Consider the following 18,702-nt stretch of genomic DNA (forward strand, 5'->3'; position numbering starts at 1 on the left):
CGCGCCGGAACAAACCGGCGCGGCTTTTCGTTATCGCTATCCCATCCATCTGATCGGGAAAAGCGTTTGAAATCAATCCTCTCGAACCCCGTGAATATGAAGGTTTGGCAAATTTTTCGTTTGCCCAAATCCTTTGTTGCAAGTGCTTCCTAACGATGCATAAACTGTGGTCCGCGCAAGCGACAAATCGATTAAATCAGGCATAACACCCTGAAACCAAATTAAAATTGGCGAGATCTGACCATGAATACCGTTTCCAAGCCGGTTATCCCTTCTCCCGCTCCCCGCAGTTCAAGGCCGGAAATTCTCGCTGAAGAAATCATCGAACGTCTGACCTACCGCATCGGCAAGGACGCCAAGGTGGCAAAGCCGCATGACTGGCTGACGGCGACGATCCTGGTGGTGCGCGACCGCATCATCGACAAGTGGATGGCCTCCACCCGCGAGGTCTATGCCACCGGCGCCAAGCGCGTCTATTATCTTTCCCTCGAATTCCTGATCGGCCGCCTGATGCGCGACGCCATCTCGAATCTCGGTCTGATGGAAGAGGTGCGCGATGCGCTCGCCTCGCTCGGCGTCGATGTCAATGTCATTGCCGGGCTGGAACCGGATGCCGCGCTCGGCAATGGCGGCCTCGGGCGTCTCGCCGCCTGCTTCATGGAGAGCATGGCAACGGTCGACGTCCCGGCCTATGGCTACGGTATCCGCTATGTCCATGGCCTCTTTCGCCAGCAGCTTGCTGACGGCTGGCAGGTGGAACTGCCCGAAAACTGGCTCGCCCATGGCAATCCCTGGGAGTTCGAGCGCCGCGAGAGCTCCTATGAAATCGGCTTTGGCGGTTCCGTCGAATTCATCACCACCCATGACGACCAGCCGCGTTACGTCTGGAAACCGGCGGAGCGCGTCATCGCCGCCGCCTTCGACACGCCGGCCGTCGGCTGGCGCGGCAAACGCGTCAACACGCTGCGCCTCTGGTCGGCACAGCCGATCGATCCGATCCTGCTCGATGCCTTCAACGCCGGCGACCACATCGGCGCGCTGCGCGAAAGCAACAAGGCCGAAAGCCTGACCCGGGTTCTCTATCCGGCCGACGCCACACCGGCCGGCCAGGAACTGCGCCTGCGCCAGGAGTTCTTCTTCTCGTCCGCTTCGCTGCAGGACATCCTGCGCCGCCACCTGCAGCAATATGATGATTTCACCTCGCTGCCGGACAAGGTGGCCATCCAGTTGAACGACACCCATCCGGCCGTCTCGGTCGCCGAACTCGTGCGTCTGCTCTGCGACGTGCACGGCATGGATTTCGAGCAGGCCTGGGAGATCACCCGCCACACGTTCTCCTACACCAATCACACGCTTCTGCCCGAAGCGCTGGAAAGCTGGCCGGTGCCGCTGTTCGAGCGCCTGCTGCCGCGCCACATGCAGATCGTTTATGCGATCAACGCCAAGATCCTGCTCGATGTCCGCAAGACCAAGAACTTTTCCGACAGCGAAATCCGCTCGATCTCGCTGATCGAGGAAAGCGGCGACCGCCGCGTGCGCATGGGCAACCTCGCCTTCATCGGCTCGCATTCGATCAACGGCGTCTCGGCGCTGCACACCGATCTGATGAAGGTCACGGTCTTTGCCGACCTGCACAAGCTCTATCCCGACCGCATCAACAACAAGACCAACGGCATCACCCCGCGCCGCTGGCTGCAGCAGTGCAATCCCGGCCTCACCGGCCTGATCCGCGAGGCGATCGGCGACGAGTTCCTCGATGATGCCGAAAAGCTGCGCCCGCTCGAGGCGCATGCTTCCGATCCGAGCTTTCAGCAGAAGTTCGCGGCGATAAAGCGGGCCAACAAGGTGGCGCTCTCCAATCTCGTCGCCAGCCGCATGGGTGTAAAGCTCGATCCGTCGGCGATGTTCGATATCCAGATCAAGCGCATCCACGAATATAAGCGCCAACTGCTGAACATCATCGAAGCCGTCGCCCTCTACGACCAGATCCGCTCGCATCCGGAGTTGGACTGGGTGCCGCGTGTCAAACTCTTCGCCGGCAAGGCGGCGCCGAGCTACTACAACGCCAAGCTGATCATCAAGCTGATCAACGACGTTGCCCGCACCATCAACAACGACCCGTCGGTGCGCGGCCTCTTAAAGGTCGTCTTCGTGCCGAATTACAATGTCTCGCTCGCCGAGGTCATGGTTCCGGCCGCCGACCTCTCCGAGCAGATTTCGACCGCCGGCATGGAGGCATCCGGCACCGGCAACATGAAGTTCGGCCTCAACGGAGCGCTGACGATCGGCACGCTCGACGGCGCCAATGTCGAGATGCGCGACAATGTCGGCGAAGACAACATCGTCATCTTCGGCCTCAGGGCCGACGAGGTTGCCAAGGTCCGCAGCGACGGCCACAATCCCCGCGCCATCATCGAGGGCTCGCGCGAACTCTCGCAGGCGCTCTCCGCCATCGGCTCCGGCGTCTTCTCGCCCGATGACCGCAACCGCTACACGGCGCTGATCGACGGCATCTATTCGCACGACTGGTTCATGGTCGCCGCCGATTTCGACGCCTATGCCCAGGCTCAGCGCGACGTCGACCAGATCTGGACCAACCAGTCCGACTGGTACAACAAGACGATCAACAACACGGCGCGGATGGGCTGGTTCTCTTCCGACCGCACGATCAGGCAATATGCAGACGAAATCTGGAGAGCCGGATGAAAACGCCGAAAACCATCCCTGAAGTAAAGCTTTCCTGGGAAATTTCGGCAGATGAAATCACGGCGATCCTTGCCGGCTCGCATTCCAATCCCTTTGCCGTCCTCGGTGTGCACCAGGCCGGCGACGCCTTCGTCGCCCGCTGTTTCATCCCGGGCGCCGAAGACGTGACCGCCATGACGCTCGACGGCGGCGTCATCGGCGAGCTGAAGCAGTTGCATGCCGACGGCTTCTTCGCCGGCCCCGTTTCGCTGACCAGGCTGCAGCCGGTGCGCTACCGCGCCCGGCGCGGCGATGCCGAATGGGCCGTCACCGACCCCTACAGCTTCGGGCCGGTGCTTGGGCCGATGGACGATTATTTCGCCCGCGAAGGCTCGCATCTGCGCCTGTTCGACAAGATGGGCGCCCACCTCATCAAGCATGATGGCGCCCAGGGCATCCATTTCGCCGTCTGGGCCCCGAACGCGCAGCGTGTCTCCGTCGTCGGCGATTTCAACAATTGGGACGGCCGCCGCCACGTCATGCGCTTCCGCTCCGATAGCGGCATCTGGGAAATCTTCGCCCCCGACGTGCCGATCGGCGTTGCCTACAAATTCGAGATCCGCGGCCAGGACGGCGTACTGCTGCCGCTGAAGGCCGATCCCTTCGCCCGCCGCAGCGAGCTCCGGCCGAAGACCGCCTCCATCACCGCCGCCGCTCTGGAGCAGGATTGGGAGGACGAAGCCCATCTGAAGCACTGGCGCGAGACCGACAAGCGCCGGCAGCCGATCTCGATCTACGAGGTGCATGCCGCCTCCTGGCAGCGACGTCAGGACGGCACGATGCTGTCCTGGGATGAGCTCGCCTCCAGCCTCATCCCCTATTGCGCCGACATGGGCTTCACCCATATCGAATTCCTGCCGATCACGGAGCATCCCTACGACCCCTCCTGGGGTTACCAGACGACCGGTCTGTACGCCCCGACCGCCCGTTTCGGCGAGCCGGAAGGTTTTGCCCGTTTCGTCAATGGCTGCCACAAGGTTGGCATCGGCGTCATTCTCGACTGGGTGCCGGCGCATTTCCCGACCGATGAACACGGCCTCGGCTGGTTCGACGGCACCGCACTCTACGAGCACGAAGACCCGCGCAAGGGCTTCCACCCCGACTGGAGCACGGCGATCTATAATTTCGGCCGCACCGAGGTCGTTTCCTATCTCGTCAACAACGCGCTCTACTGGGCCGAGAAATTCCATCTCGACGGTCTGCGCGTCGATGCCGTCGCCTCGATGCTCTACCTCGATTATTCGCGCAAGCACGGCGAATGGATTCCGAACGAATATGGCGGCAACGAGAACCTCGAAGCGGTCCGCTTCCTGCAGGATTTGAACATCCGCCTCTACGGCAATCATTCCAACGTCATGACCATCGCCGAAGAATCGACCTCCTGGCCGAAGGTCTCGCAGCCCGTGCACGAGGGCGGCCTCGGCTTCGGCTTCAAGTGGAACATGGGCTTCATGCACGACACGCTGAGCTACATGAAACGCGATCCGATCCACCGCAGGCACCATCACAACGAACTCACCTTCGGCCTGCTCTACGCCTATTCGGAAAATTTCGTCCTGCCGCTCTCGCATGACGAGGTGGTCCATGGCAAAGGCTCGCTGATCGCCAAGATGCCGGGTGACGACTGGCAGAAATTTGCCAATCTGCGTGCCTACTACGCCTATATGTGGGGCTATCCCGGCAAGAAGCTGTTGTTCATGGGCCAGGAATTTGCCCAGTGGAGCGAGTGGAGCGAGGCGAAATCGCTCGACTGGAACCTGCTTCAGTATCGTATGCACGAGGGCATGCGGCGCCTGGTGCGCGACCTCAACTTCACCTACCGCAGCAAGCCGGCGCTGCATGAGCGTGACTGCGAGGGCGAGGGATTTGAATGGCTGGTCGCCGACGACCACCAGAATTCCGTCTTTGCATGGCTGCGCAAGGCGCCGGGCCAGAAACCGGTTGCCGTCATCACCAATTTCACCCCCGTCTATCGCGAGAACTATACGATCCGCCTGCCGTCCGCAGGCCGCTGGCGGGAAATCCTGAACACCGATGCCGACATCTACGGCGGCAGCGGCAAGGGCAATGGCGGGCGCGTGCAGGCCGTCGATGCCGGCGGCGACATCACCTGCTCGATCACCTTGCCGCCCTTGGCGACAATCATGCTTGAACCTGAAAATTAGTGACTGGTGGGAGGAGAAAATGGTAGAAAAGCGTGTTCAGCCACTTGCCCGCGATGCAATGGCTTATGTTCTGGCCGGCGGCAGGGGGAGCCGTCTCAAGGAACTCACCGACCGGCGTGCCAAGCCTGCCGTCTATTTCGGCGGCAAGGCCCGTATCATCGATTTCGCCCTGTCGAACGCCCTGAACTCCGGCATCCGTCGCATCGGCGTCGCCACGCAATACAAGGCGCACTCGCTGATCCGTCACATGCAGCGCGGCTGGAACTTCTTCCGCCCTGAGCGCAACGAAAGCTTCGACATCCTGCCTGCCAGCCAGCGCGTCTCGGAAACGCAGTGGTATGAGGGCACTGCCGACGCCGTCTACCAGAACATCGACATCATCGAGGATTACGGTGTCGAATACATGGTCATTCTCGCTGGCGACCACGTCTATAAGATGGACTACGAGTGGATGCTGCAGCAGCACGTCGATTCCGGCGCCGACGTCACCATCGGCTGCCTGGAAGTGCCGCGCATGGAGGCAGTGGGCTTCGGCGTCATGCATGTCAACGAGAAGGACGAGATCATCGCCTTCGTCGAGAAGCCGGCCGATCCGCCGCCCATTCCCGACAAGCCGGATTTCGCGCTCGCCTCGATGGGCATCTACGTCTTCCACACCAAGTTCCTGCTCGATGCGCTGCGCCGCGATGCCGCCGATCCGACCTCGAGCCGCGATTTCGGCAAGGACATCATCCCCTATATCGTCCAGCATGGTAAGGCGGTCGCTCACCGCTTCGCCAAATCCTGCGTCCGCTCCGATTTCGAGCACGAGCCCTATTGGCGCGATGTCGGCACGATCGACGCCTACTGGCAGGCCAATATCGACCTTACGGCGATCGTTCCGGAACTCGACATCTACGACAAGTCCTGGCCGATCTGGACCTATGCCGAGATCACCCCGCCGGCGAAATTCGTCCATGACGACGAAGACCGCCGCGGCTCGGCAACCTCCTCCGTTGTGTCGGGCGACTGCATCATCTCGGGCGCCAGCCTCAACAACAGCCTGCTCTTTACCGGCGTCAGGGCCAACTCCTTCTCCAAGCTGGAAGGGGCGGTCATCCTGCCGAACGTGAAGATCGGCCGGAGGGCGCAGCTCAAGAATGTGGTGATCGACCACGGCGTCGTCATTCCGGAAGGTCTTGTTGTCGGTGAGGATGCCGAACTCGACGCCAAGCGCTTCCGGCGGACGGAAAGCGGCATTTGCCTGATCACGCAACCGATGATCGACAAGCTGGATATCTGACGTATGAAAGTTCTTTCGGTTTCGTCCGAAGTCTTCCCTTTGATCAAGACAGGGGGCCTGGCCGATGTGTCAGGCGCCCTGCCGATTGCTCTGAACGCCTTCGGGGTCGAAACCAAGACTCTCCTGCCCGGCTATCCCGCCGTCATGAAGGTCATTCGCGACCCGGTCGTCAGGCTCGAATTCGCGGACCTGCTCGGAGAAAAGGCGACCGTGCTCGAGGTCCGGCACGAGGGCCTCGATCTTCTCGTCCTCCATGCCCCGGCCTATTACGACAGGCCGGGCGGCCCCTATCTCGATCCGCTCGGCAAGGACTATCCCGACAATTGGCGCCGTTTCGCCGCTCTGTCGCTCGCCGCCTCCGAGATCGCCGCCGGTCTGCTGCCCGGCTGGCGGCCGGATCTGGTCCACACGCACGATTGGCAAGCGGCGCTGACCTCCGTCTACATGCGCTATTATCCGACGCCGGAACTGCCGAGCGTGCTGACGATCCACAACATCGCCTTCCAGGGCCAGTTCGGCTCCGAGATCTTTCCAGGCCTGCGCCTGCCCGATCATGCCTTCGCCATCGACGGCGTCGAATATTACGGCACGACCGGCTTTCTGAAAGGCGGCCTGCAAACCGCCCATGCGATCACCACTGTCAGCCCCACCTATGCCGACGAGATCCTGACGCCGGAATTCGGCATGGGGCTCGAAGGCGTGATTGCCACCCGCATCGACAATCTGCACGGCATCGTCAACGGCATTGACACCGATATCTGGAATCCGGCAACCGATCCCGTCGTCCACACCCATTACGGCCCGACGACGCTGAGGAACCGCGACGAGAATCGCCGCTCGATCGCCGAATTCTTCCATCTCGACAATGACGATGCCCCGATCTTCTGCGTCATCAGCCGTCTCACCTGGCAGAAGGGCATGGATCTCGTCGCCAACGTCGCCGACGAGATCGTCGGCATGGGCGGCAAGCTCGTCGTGCTCGGCTCCGGCGAAGCCGCACTTGAGGGCGCGCTGCTCGCTTCCGCCAGCCGTCATCCCGGCCGCATCGGCGTCTCGATCGGCTATAACGAGCCGATGTCTCATCTGATGCAGGCCGGCTGCGACGCGATCATCATCCCCTCGCGCTTCGAGCCCTGCGGCCTGACCCAGCTTTACGGTCTACGCTATGGCTGCGTGCCGATCGTGGCGCGCACCGGCGGGCTGAATGACACGGTGATCGATGCCAATCACGCCGCCCTTGCGGCGAAAGTGGCAACCGGCATACAATTCTCACCCGTGACGGAAACGGGCATGCTGCAGGCAATCCGCCGTGCGATGCATTTTTACGCGGACCGAAAACTCTGGACCCAATTGCAAAAGCAGGGCATGAAATCGGATGTCTCCTGGGAGAAGAGCGCCGAACGCTACGCTGCCCTCTATTCAAGCCTCGTCTCGAAAGGCATGTGACCTAAAATGATCAAGTCCGTACCCACCACGCCCTACCTGGACCAGAAGCCCGGCACGTCGGGCCTGCGCAAGAAGGTTCCGGTCTTCCAGCAGCCGAATTATGCGGAGAACTTCATCCAGTCGATCTTCGATTCGCTGGAAGGCTACCAGGGCAAGTGCCTCGTCATCGGCGGCGACGGACGCTATTACAATCGCGAAGTCATCCAGAAGGCGGTCAAGATGGCCGCCGCCAATGGATTCGGCAAGGTGATGGTCGGCAAGGGCGGCATTCTGTCGACGCCGGCCGCCTCCCACATCATCCGCAAATACAAGGCTTTCGGCGGCATCATTCTGTCTGCCAGCCACAATCCCGGCGGCCCGACGGAAGATTTCGGCATCAAGTACAACATCAACAATGGCGGTCCGGCCCCGGAAAAGATCACCGACGCGATCTATGCCCGTTCCAAGACGATCGACAGCTACAAGATCGCTGATTTCGCCGACGTCAATCTCGATCGCATCGGCAAGGACGAACTTCCCGGCGGTATGATCCTCTCGGTCATCGACCCGGTCGAGGACTATGCCGCACTGATGGAAGAGCTGTTCGATTTCGGCGCCATCCGCAATCTGATCAGCCTCGGCTTCCGCATCGCCTTCGATGGGATGAGCGCCGTCACCGGCCCCTATGCCAAGGAAATCTTCGAAAATCGCCTCGGCGCTCCCTCTGGATCTGTGCGCAATTTCATGCCGCTGCCGGATTTCGGCGGTCATCACCCGGATCCGAACCCGGTTCACTGCAAGGAACTCTTCGATGAGATGATGGGTGATGACGCGCCCGATTTCGGCGCTGCTTCCGATGGCGACGGCGACCGCAATCTGATCATCGGCCGCGGCATCTTCGTCACTCCCTCCGACAGCCTGGCGATTCTTGCCGCCAACGCCAATCTCGCCCCCGGCTACTCCGGCGGCCTCGCCGGCATCGCCCGTTCGATGCCGACCTCGGGTGCTGCCGACCGCGTCGCCGAAAGACGCGGCATCGGCATGTATGAGACGCCGACCGGCTGGAAGTTCTTCGGCAACCTGCTCGACGCCGGCATGGCGACGATCTGCGGCGAGGAAAGCTCCGGCACCGGATCCAGCCACGTCCGCGAAAAGGATGGCCTCTGGGCGGTGCTGCTCTGGCTGAATATTCTTGCCGTGCGCGGCGAGAGCGTCGCCGATGTCGTCACCCAGCACTGGCAGACCTACGGCCGCAACTATTATTCGCGCCACGATTACGAAGGCCTCGACACCGATGCGGCGAACGGACTGATGGACAATCTCCGCAGCCAGCTTTCCACCCTGCCCGGCAAGAGTTTCGGCAGCCTTAAGGTCGAGAAAGCCGACGATTTCGCCTATCACGATCCGATCGACAAATCGGTGAGCGAGCACCAGGGCATCCGCGTCCTCTTCGAAGGCGGCTCCCGCGTCGTCTTCCGTCTCTCCGGCACCGGCACGTCTGGCGCAACCTTGCGTGTCTATATCGAGCGTTACGAGCCGGATTCGACTCGCCACAACATCGAAACGCAGGAAGCGCTCGCCGATCTCATCGCGGCAGCCGACAGCGTTGCCAGCATTCGGGAACGCACGGGACGCGACGCGCCAACCGTGATCACCTGATCCGGGGGAAACATGCGCGGGAACAATGCGGCGCAGGCCGGCGCGATCGTCTTCGACACCGGCGTCGAATTTGCCGTCTGGTCGCATCATGCCGCGCAGGTCGAGCTCTGCCTGTTCGACAATGACGGCAACAGGGAATTCGCGCGCCTGCCGATGGCGCGCGACGGCAACCAGGTCCATCGCCTCTTCGTCGATGGCCTCAGGCAAGGCGCCCGCTTCGGCTATCGTGCCGACGGTATCTACGCGCCGGACAACGGCCTCTGGTTCGATCCGTCGAAATTGCTGATCGACCCCTATGCCAAGGAGATCGACCGGCCGTTCCGTTACGATCCCCGCCTCGGCATCTACGGCGAAGACAGCCAGGATCTGATGCCGAAGGCGATCGTCACCTCAGATACGCGCGCCGCCATTGCCAAGCCGCTCTTCAAACCGGGCGGCTTCATCTACGAAGTGGCGGTGCGGCCCTTCACCATTCTTCATCCCGACATACCGGACCGCCAGCGCGGCACCATCGCCGCCCTAGCCCATCCCTCGGTCATCGCCCACCTGAAGCGGATCGGTGTCGATGCCGTCGAACTGATGCCGATCACCGCCTGGGTCGACGAACGCCACCTGCCACCGCTCGGCCTCACCAATGGCTGGGGCTACAATCCGGTCGCCTTCATGGCGCTCGATCCTCGGCTCGCCCCCGGCGGCATGACCGAGCTGCGCGAGACGGTCGCCGCCCTGCATGCCGAGGGCATCGCGGTTATCCTCGACCTCGTCTTCAACCATACCGGCGAGAGCGACCGGTACGGCACAACGCTGTCGCTGCGCGGCCTCGACAACCTACATTATTTTCGCCATGTCCAGAATGGCCCGGGCGAACTGGTCAACGATACGGGAACCGGCAACACGCTCGCCTGCGACCATCCCGAAGTTCGCCGTCTCGTCATCGACAGCCTGCGCCATTTCGTGCTCAACGCCGGCGTCGACGGTTTTCGCTTCGATCTTGCGCCCGTCCTCGGCCGAACCGCGACCGGCTTCGAGCGCGATGGCGGAACGCTTGCCGCGATTCTGGCCGATAATGTGCTCGCCGACCGGATCATGATCGCCGAACCCTGGGACATCGGTCCCGGCGGTTACCAGCTCGGCAACTTCCCGCCGCCCTTCCTCGAATGGAACGACCGGGTTCGCGACGATTTGCGCTGCTATTGGCGCGGCGACCAGTGGAAGACCGGCGCGCTGGCAACCGCGCTTGCCGGTTCTTCCGACATCTTCGCCCGCAATGACGGCAAAGGGACGCGCAGCGTCAATTTCCTTGCCGCCCATGACGGCTTCACGCTGATCGATCTCGTCTCCTATGCCGGAAAGCACAACGACGCCAATGGCGAGCACAATCGCGACGGCCATAATGAGAACCACTCGTGGAACAATGGCGTCGAAGGCGAAACCCTTTACCCCTCGATCCGCAAGCGCCGGATAAACGATGTGATGGCGCTGATATCAACGCTCTTTGTCACCCGCGGCAGCATCATGCTGACGGCCGGCGACGAAGGCGGACGCAGCCAGCGCGGCAACAACAATGCCTATTGCCAGGACAACGAGATCACCTGGCTCGACTGGAAGACATTGAATGAGGATCTCATCGCCCATACCGCCTTCGTTGCCGGGCTGCGCCGCCGCTTCACCGTCTTTTCCGAAACGGATTTCCTGTCGGGAAATGGCGACGTCGAATGGATTTCGGTTTCGGGCGAACCGATGACGGTCGCCGAATGGGAGACGCCGTCGCTCGCCGTCCTCGGCATGCTGCTGGCAACCGGCGACCAGGCCTCGAAAGGCAAACGCACCCGGCTTGCCGTGCTCCTCAATCGTTCCGAAACCCGCGAGCTCTTTACGCTTCCGTCGGAAGGCGAAGCTTGCTGGCGTCAATTGACGCCGGCGGGCGTGAAGAAGGCCGGCCCCCGAGTTACCGTCGAGCCACGCTCCGTCGCCTTTTTCATAGAAAAATGACCGGCGCCTCCCATTGGCGCAAATCCTTGTCGCAATCGTCATAAATGCACGATAAGGCTTTGGCGCGGCGGGCTTATCTGACGAGGGAATGCATGGGCACGGAAATTTCACTCTCCGACGTGCGGGGATTGATCGGCATGGAAACGGGCCTTTCGGATTGGATCACCGTCGACCAGACGATGATCGATGCCTTTGCGGGGGCAACGGATGACCACCAGTTCATTCACGTCGATCCCGAGCGCGCCGCCGCCGAAAGCCCCTTCGGCGGCACCATCGCCCATGGCTTCCTGACACTGTCTCTGCTCTCGGCGATGAATTACAACTGCCTGCCGAAAGTGCGCGAGCAGACCATGGGCATCAATTACGGCTTCGACCGCGTCCGCTTCATGACGCCGGTCAAAAGCGGCGCCCGCGTGCGCGGCCGCTTCCTGCTCTCCGACGCCCGCTTCCGTGGCGGCGGCATGCTGATGACCACCTACGACGTCACAATCGAAATCGAAAACGAGAAGAAGCCGGCCCTGACGGCAAAATGGATCACCATCATCCAGTTCGACCCGAAGGATCGTCCCGAGGACGCGTAAGATGCGGCTATGATTTCGCAGAATTGAAGACCGCTTCAAGAGCGTGGCTGTCCGGATCGATGTCATCCCAGACCCTGACATAACCGAGAGCGCCGAGGGCGGCATCGTAAAATGCCGCCGACCGCTCTATATCGGAAACGCCGAGGGAGGCATGATGCAGCATCCGTCCTCCTTCGAATGAGCGCCCAATACCGGCAGGACTGATCCGGGCTCAATGGCCGGCATCATGAGCCGCCTCGTTGAGCAGCCCGAAGACGAAGTCGGAAAACGACCGCCAGCATTCGACCCGGAACGTCTGTTCATCCGTGCGCAGAAGCACGATTTCCGCCTTGCCGAAGATCGTGCGAGACGCAGCCCCGACCGGAAACGAAGAAAGCGACAGATCCTGCGGGCAGCCGGCGGCAAGCGTCTTTTCCGCGCCCGGTCCCGAGACGATGATCGCGACATTGCGGTGGGAAACGTCGGTCGCCGAATGCACGGCACGGAGGCCGGAAAGCACCGCCATCAGATCGGCGCCATCCTCGTCGATTACCAGCCATTCGTCCGGCCCGATCCAGAGCGCTGAGCGCACGCCGGCCCGACTGGAGGTCTTCGGAGCGTTCGGCACGGTGAGACCGAGCGCTTTGGTAAGCGCGGCAAGCGATTCCGCCGGGGCGCGCAGTGCCACCCGGCTCGCTGCCGGTGCCACCGTCAGCCGTACCGTTGCGGAGCCGCCGAGACGGCCGGCAAGCACTGGCTTGCGAATTGCGACATCAGCCATGGATGCGGCCTCCTTCCTTGTCAAAGAATACCAGATCCGTCACCTCGACGGCGATCGTCCGGTCCGGCATCGGCACGTAGAGCGTCTCGCCCATCCGCGCCCGGCCACCGGCGACGAGCGCGAAGGCGATCGACCGGCCGCAGTTTTCCGACCAATAGGCCGAGGTGACGTGGCCGAGCATCGTCATCGGCTTCGGCTCGTTCGGGTTCGCGACGACCTGCGCGCCTTCTTCGAGCACCAGCTTCGGATCCTTAGTGACAAGTCCGACAAGCTGCTTGCGTCCCTCCTTCACGAGGTCCGGCCGCTGCAGGCCGCGAATGCCGACAAAGTCCTTCTTCTTCTTCGAAACAGCCCAGGCAACGCCCGCGTCATCAGGCGTAACCGTCCCGTCAGTATCCTGGCCGACAATGATGTAGCCCTTTTCGGCGCGCAGCACGTGCATCGTCTCGGTACCGTAGACGCAGGCGCCGAGCGGCTCGGCATTGGCCCACACCGCTTCCAGCACCGACTGGCCATAATCGGCCGGCACGTTGATTTCGAAACCGATTTCGCCGGTGAAGGAGACGCGGAAGAGCCGTGCGGGCACGCCGCAGACCGTGCATTCGGCAACGCTCATATGCGGGAAGGCCTCGTTTGAGAGGTCGACCCCTTCGACCAGCGGCTCGACGATCGCGCGCGCCTTCGGTCCCTGTACGGCAATGACTGCCCATTGCTCGGTGACCGAGGTCAGCCATACCTTCAGGTCCGGGAATTCCGTCTGCAGGTAATCTTCCATGTGGTGAAGAACGCGCGGCGCTCCGCCGGTCGTCGTCGTGACATGGAAACGGTCCTCGGCCAGTCGCCCGACGACGCCGTCGTCATATACGAAGCCGTCTTCGCGGGTCATGATCCCGTAGCGAGCCTTGCCCGGCTTCAGCGTATCCCAGGCATTGGTGTAGATGAGGTTGAGGAACTTCGCCGCATCCGGGCCCACCACCTCGATCTTGCCAAGCGTCGAAGCGTCGAAAATACCGGCCGACTCTCGGGCTGTGCGGCATTCGCGCGCGACCGCCTGATGCATGTTCTCGCCGGCACGCGGATAGAACCAGGCGCGTTTCCAGTTGCCGACATCCTCGAAAACGGCACCATGGGCTTCTTCCCAGCCATGCAGCGGCGTTTTGCGCGTCGGATCGAACAACTCTCCGCGCGAATGGCCGATCAGCGTGCCGTAGGTGACCGGCGTGTAGGGCGCGCGGAAGGTGGTGAGGCCGACCTGCGGGATTTCCTTGCCGAGCATTTCGGCGGCGATCGCCAAGCCATGCATGTTGGAAAGCTTGCCCTGGTCCGAGGCCATGCCGTTAGTCGTAAAGCGCTTGATGTGCTCGATCGAATGCATGCCCTCGCGCACGGCAAGGCGGATATCCTTGGCACAGACATCGTGCTGGAAGTCGATAAAGGCCTTGCCGTTGGTTTTCGGCCCGGCGCCTTCGGCGGCACCGATCATGCCGCCCGTCCATTCAAAGGCCTGCTCGGCCGACATTGCGATCTTCTCGCCGCTGCTTCCGCCGGTGGCCTGCGCCATCAGTTCGCCGGCGGCAAGCGATTCCTCGATCGTCCGCTGCAAGTCGTCAGTGCCGTTGCAGGCGCCGACCGACAGGCAATCCTGCGCGTAGGAGCCGGGCAGGAAACGCTGGCTTTCAGCGTCGAAGGCCACTTTGCCGCGCGACTGCGAGAACAGATGCACGGACGGTGTCCAGCCGGCCGAAACCAGCAGCGCATCGACGGCGATCTTGCGCGGCGAACCGCCGCCGTTGCGCGCCACCGTCATCGACGAGATGCGCAGCCGCCCCGCGGTGTTGATCACCGACTGGCCGACCAGCACGTCGATGCCGAGCGCGCGCGCCTCCGCCAGCACCACCGCGCCCGGCGCCTGCCGGCAATCGACGATGGCGGCGATCGAAACGCCGGCGCGCTTCAGATCGAAGGCCGTTTCATAAGCCGAGTCATGCGCCGTGTAGATGCCGACATTCTTGCCGACGGCGACGCCGTAATGATTGAGATAGGTCCGCGCCGCCGAGGCCAGCATGATGCCCGGCCGGTCGTTATTCGGAAATACCATGTGCCGTTCGATCGCGCCGTTGGCGAGGATCACCCGCTTGGCCCGGACCTGCCAGAGCCGTTCGCGCGGCAGATCATGGGCGGGATTGGCGAGATGGTCGGTGACGCGCTCGGCCAGGCCGACAAAATTGTGGTTGTAGTAGCCGAAGGCAGTCGTGCGCAACAGCACTTGGACATTGTCCATCGCCTTCAGCTGCGCCACGGCCTTCTGCGCCCAGGTGAAGCCGTCCTGCCCATCGATCTTGGCGCCGGCATCATGGCGCAACGCGCCACCCGCCTCCGCCTGCTCGTCGCAGAGGATCACCCTGACGCCAGTCCGGGCCGCGGCCAGCGCCGCAGAAAGCCCGGCAACGCCGCCGCCAACCACCAGCACGTCGCAATGAGCGTAACGGCTGGTATAATGGTCCGGATCGCCTTCCGTCGGGGCAACACCGAGGCCGGCGGCGCGACGGATGAGCGGTTCATAGACGTGCTTCCAGGCAGCGCGCGGCCACATGAAGGTTTTGTAGTAAAAGCCGGCGGCGAAGAACGGCGACATCAGATTGTTGATGGCCCCGACATCGCGGGCAAGCGAGGGCCAGCGGTTCTGCGAGCTGACGATCATGCCGTCGAAGACTTCCTGCACGGTGGCGCGCACGTTCGGCTGCTTGCGTGCTGCATCGCGAGCGACGTCGATCAGGGCGTTCGGCTCCTCGGCGCCGGCTGAAAGAATGCCGCGCGGCCGGTGATATTTGAACGAACGGCCGACAAGGTGCACGCCGTGGGCGATCAGCGCCGAGGCGACGCTATCGCCTTCGAGCGCCGTGTAGGTCTTGCCGTCGAAGCTGAAGCGCGCGGTTTTGGCCGGCGTCAGGCGCCCCTTGCCGGCGATACGATTGACGCCGCTCATTGCGCCTCTCCTTCCAGTGCTTCATATGTCTCGACAGGCGCATGCTTCTCGGCAGCAGCGCCGACCACAGGCTTCGGCTCACCGGCCTGATAGGTCATGAGGAACTTGTCGCTCACCGTGTCGCGGACTGCATTGAAGAAACGTCCGCAGCCATGGATGTGCCGCCAGCGTTCGAATATCAGCCCCTTCGGATTGTCGCGCAGAAAGAAATAGGCTTCGAATTCCGCGTCCGAGATCGAGGCGATATCTGCGGGCCGCGCAATATGCGCGTCACCCGCGCCGCGGAATTCGAGCTCGGAGCGCTCTTCCTGGCAGTAAGGGCAATGGATCAGCAGCATGTAGGATTTCCTTCTCCTCCACTTCTCCCCAGCGGGGAGAAGGTGCCTGAAAGACGGATGAGGGGGTGAGCGACGAAAGCAGCGAGCGTGAGCACGAAAACACCCATCGTCAGTGCGCCACCGCCGCCGCAGCAGCCTCGTCGATCAGCCGGCCGCTGCGGAAACGCTCCAGCGTCAGGCCGGCATTGAACTTGTGCGGTTCGTCGCGGGCAATCAGATGGGCAAAAAGATTGGCCGAGCCCGGCGTTGCCTTGAAGCCACCGGTGCCCCAGCCGCAATTGACGTAAAGCCCGGGAACCGGCGTCTTCGACTGAATCGCCGAACGATCCGGCGTGTTGTCGACGATGCCGCCCCATTGGCGCATCATCTTGACGCGCCGGAACATCGGGAAGAGTTCGCAGATGGCATCAAGCGTATGGGTGATGATCTGCAGCCCGCCGGTCTGCGAGTAGGAATTGTACTGGTCGGTGCCGGCGCCGATGACGAGTTCTCCCTTGTCGGACTGGGAGATATAGGCGTGCACCGTGTTCGACATGACAACACAGGGGAAGATCGGCTTCAGCGGCTCGGAAACCAGCGCCTGCAGCGGGCTCGACTGCAGCGGCACCCGCACATCGGCCATCTTCATGATCGTCGTGGTGTGGCCGGCCGCCGACACGCCGACTTTTCTGGCGCCGATGAAGCCGCGCGTGGTCTCGACGCCGGTCACGCGTCCATCGGGCGCACGGCGGATCCCGGTCACTTCGCAATTCTGGATGATGTGAACACCGCGGTCCGATGCTGCACGCGCATAACCCCAGGCGACCGCATCATGCCGCGCCGTGCCGCCGCGCCGCTGCAGTGCCGCACCGTTGATCGGGTAGCGCGCGCTGGCGGAGATATCGAGCGGCGGGCAATAGGCCTTCGCCTGTTCCGGCGTCAGCCATTCATTGTCGATGCCGTAGAGCCGGTTGGCGTGGATATGCCGCTTGAAGGACTGCTGGTCGTGAATATTGTGCGAGAGCATCATCACGCCGCGCGGCGAATACATCACATTGTAGTTGAGCTCCTGCGAAAGCCCCTCCCAGAGCTTCATCGAATGCTCGTAAATGTGCATGCTCTCTTCATAGAGATAGTTCGAGCGGATGATGGTGGTGTTGCGCCCCGTATTGCCGCCGCCGAGCCAGCCCTTCTCGATCACCGCAACATTGGTGATGCCATGCTCCTTGGCGAGGTAATAGGCGGCTCCCAGGCCGTGCCCGCCGGCGCCGATGATGACGACGTCGTATTCGGCGCGCGGTTCTGGTGAAGTCCACTGCTTCTCCCAGCCTCTGTGGCCACGAAGGGCCTCTCGCGCCACGGCAAAAACCGAATATTTCCGCATCCGCCTTCTTCTCCTTCGGGCAAGGACTATTCTCCGTGCCCATACAAATCGCAAATCCAAATGCGGCACAACGGCTCTTTTGCGACGCGCGAGAGCTTTGGTTTTGACACTGAGCGACATGATGTCGAAAAGCGCCCTGTTTTCCAGGACACGCGCTCCGCTTCCTCCGGCATTGGCACAACCTGCAATCGATCGGGGCCGCCGGCTAGCCCTCACCCAAGAGGGCGAGAAGACAAGCAGTTACTAAAATGTTAACTCTCCCCCCTTGCCAGGGTTCTTGTATCATGTGGGGTCAGCGTTCATTCTTCCACGCGCTTCTCATCGCGTTTTGCAGCGCCCAGGCGTCGCCCGCCGCCGAGCCGGTTGGTCAGGCTGTCCTCATCAAGACTGAAGTCACCGGACAGGCCGGACCGATTGAGGTCAATACCAGCGTTCACCGTGACGAGCGGATTCGAACATCGCAATCCGGGCTTGGCCAGTTTCTGTTTCGAGACGGCACCAAGCTCGCGGTCGGCTGGGGGTCCTCTGTCGTCATCGACAAATATGTCTTCGACGACACGCAATCGGTCAGAAAGCTCACCATCAAGGCCGCCAAGGGGACCTTCCGCTGGGTCAGCGGCAGTTCCAAATCGTCGGCCTATCAGATCCTGACGCCCGCCGGCACGATCGGCGTGCGCGGCACTGCATTCGATTTCTATGTCGGCCCCGACGGCACCACCGCCGTCGTCCTCCTGAACGGCGCGGCCAGCTTCTGCGGCCCCGGCGGCTGTCGCCAGCTGCAGCAACGCTGCGATTGCGTTGTCGCCAAACCGAATGGCGATATGACGGCGGCCGGCCGGGTCGATCGCAACGTCCTTGACAGACTTGGAAACCAGCGTGCCCTGCCCTTCCTTTCCGGCAACCAACGGCTTTCGGGCGGCCTCGGCATGCTCGGCGGCTGCAATATGGCCTCCGTGATGCCGGAAAGAAAAGACGTAACACGGCCTCCGCCGGCAGTTGCACCTGCTCCGCAGAGGCAGGATCCGCCACAGAGACAGGCCGAGCCGCAAAAGGAGCGACCGAACAAGCCCGATAAGCCTCATCACGACAGGCCTCATCACGACAAGCCTCATCACGACAGGCCGCACCATGACAAGCCCCACCATGACAAGCCGGATAGACCCGACAAGCATGAGGGCCATGGCAGCCATGACGATGACGGAAAGCCGGGAAATCACGGTTTGGATCATCGGGAGCTCGAGCGCCACCATGATGGAGATCGCGATCATAAGAATGATCGAAACCACGACAGAAGTCGGAATTTCAATCGCGGTCGGTGAGGCTGTTTTCGGGATCCTCGCAAGTCAAGGCGTCGGCACTGCTGTATCCGCCAGACGATGGGCCAGTGCATCGACGAGCAGTGCAAA

General features: G+C 62.2%; 12 protein-coding genes and 1 pseudogene. 8 read left to right on the forward strand and 5 right to left on the reverse strand.

Annotation, left to right across the window (positions count from 1 at the left end; all coding sequences use genetic code 11):
- Positions 1-243 precede the first annotated feature (243 nt).
- The 7 genes from K6M89_RS10655 (at position 244) to K6M89_RS10685 (ending at position 11,849) form a co-directional block, all read left to right on the forward strand.
- On the forward strand, positions 244-2,706 hold the full coding sequence (locus K6M89_RS10655) for a glycogen/starch/alpha-glucan phosphorylase (RefSeq protein WP_097580402.1): 2,463 nt from the start codon (positions 244-246) through the stop codon (positions 2,704-2,706).
- A complete protein-coding gene (gene glgB, locus K6M89_RS10660; protein WP_097580403.1) occupies positions 2,703-4,910 on the forward strand; it encodes a 1,4-alpha-glucan branching protein GlgB in 2,208 nt (735 codons plus the stop codon). The genes K6M89_RS10655 and glgB overlap by 4 nt, the downstream gene beginning before the upstream one ends.
- A gap of 19 nt (positions 4,911-4,929) precedes the next feature.
- Positions 4,930-6,192, forward strand: coding sequence for a glucose-1-phosphate adenylyltransferase (gene glgC / locus K6M89_RS10665; RefSeq protein WP_097580404.1), 1,263 nt, complete (start codon positions 4,930-4,932; stop codon positions 6,190-6,192).
- Positions 6,193-6,195: 3 nt separating this feature from the next.
- Positions 6,196-7,638, forward strand: coding sequence for a glycogen synthase GlgA (glgA, locus tag K6M89_RS10670; protein ID WP_222139403.1), 1,443 nt, complete (start codon positions 6,196-6,198; stop codon positions 7,636-7,638).
- A gap of 6 nt (positions 7,639-7,644) precedes the next feature.
- Positions 7,645-9,276 (forward strand): alpha-D-glucose phosphate-specific phosphoglucomutase, encoded by a 1,632-nt coding sequence (locus K6M89_RS10675; protein WP_010031384.1) that lies wholly within the window; start codon positions 7,645-7,647, stop codon positions 9,274-9,276.
- A 12-nt stretch (positions 9,277-9,288) separates the two neighbouring features.
- Positions 9,289-11,268, forward strand: a complete 1,980-nt coding sequence (gene glgX / locus K6M89_RS10680; RefSeq protein ID WP_222139404.1) for a glycogen debranching protein GlgX — start codon at positions 9,289-9,291, stop codon at positions 11,266-11,268.
- 92 nt (positions 11,269-11,360) lie between these two features.
- A complete protein-coding gene (locus K6M89_RS10685; protein ID WP_222139405.1) occupies positions 11,361-11,849 on the forward strand; it encodes a MaoC family dehydratase in 489 nt (162 codons plus the stop codon).
- A gap of 52 nt (positions 11,850-11,901) precedes the next feature.
- On the opposite strand, the pseudogene K6M89_RS10690 reads toward K6M89_RS10685, so the two are convergent.
- The 5 genes and pseudogenes from K6M89_RS10690 to K6M89_RS10710 form a co-directional block, all read right to left on the reverse strand.
- Positions 11,902-12,012, reverse strand: a pseudogene (locus K6M89_RS10690) (VOC family protein); the annotation flags it as partial.
- A gap of 48 nt (positions 12,013-12,060) precedes the next feature.
- The gene (locus tag K6M89_RS10695; protein WP_097580409.1) at positions 12,061-12,609 is read right to left on the reverse strand and encodes a sarcosine oxidase subunit gamma; all 549 of its coding nucleotides are present in this window, start codon (positions 12,607-12,609) and stop codon (positions 12,061-12,063) included.
- A complete protein-coding gene (locus tag K6M89_RS10700; RefSeq protein ID WP_222139406.1) occupies positions 12,602-15,595 on the reverse strand; it encodes a sarcosine oxidase subunit alpha in 2,994 nt (997 codons plus the stop codon). The genes K6M89_RS10695 and K6M89_RS10700 overlap by 8 nt, the downstream gene beginning before the upstream one ends.
- The gene (locus tag K6M89_RS10705; protein ID WP_097580411.1) at positions 15,592-15,933 is read right to left on the reverse strand and encodes a sarcosine oxidase subunit delta; all 342 of its coding nucleotides are present in this window, start codon (positions 15,931-15,933) and stop codon (positions 15,592-15,594) included. Before K6M89_RS10705 ends, K6M89_RS10700 begins: the two co-directional genes overlap by 4 nt.
- 109 nt (positions 15,934-16,042) lie before the next feature.
- On the reverse strand, positions 16,043-17,296 hold the full coding sequence (locus K6M89_RS10710; RefSeq protein ID WP_064683204.1) for a sarcosine oxidase subunit beta family protein: 1,254 nt from the start codon (positions 17,294-17,296) through the stop codon (positions 16,043-16,045).
- Positions 17,297-17,580: 284 nt separating this feature from the next.
- Between K6M89_RS10710 and K6M89_RS10715 the strand changes: the two genes are divergently transcribed.
- A complete protein-coding gene (locus tag K6M89_RS10715) occupies positions 17,581-18,615 on the forward strand; it encodes a FecR family protein (protein ID WP_222139407.1) in 1,035 nt (344 codons plus the stop codon).
- The last annotated feature ends 87 nt before the right edge of the window (positions 18,616-18,702 follow it).

It is taken from the genome of Rhizobium croatiense (genome assembly GCF_019793465.1).
GTDB classification, from domain to species: Bacteria; Pseudomonadota; Alphaproteobacteria; order Rhizobiales; family Rhizobiaceae; genus Rhizobium; species Rhizobium croatiense.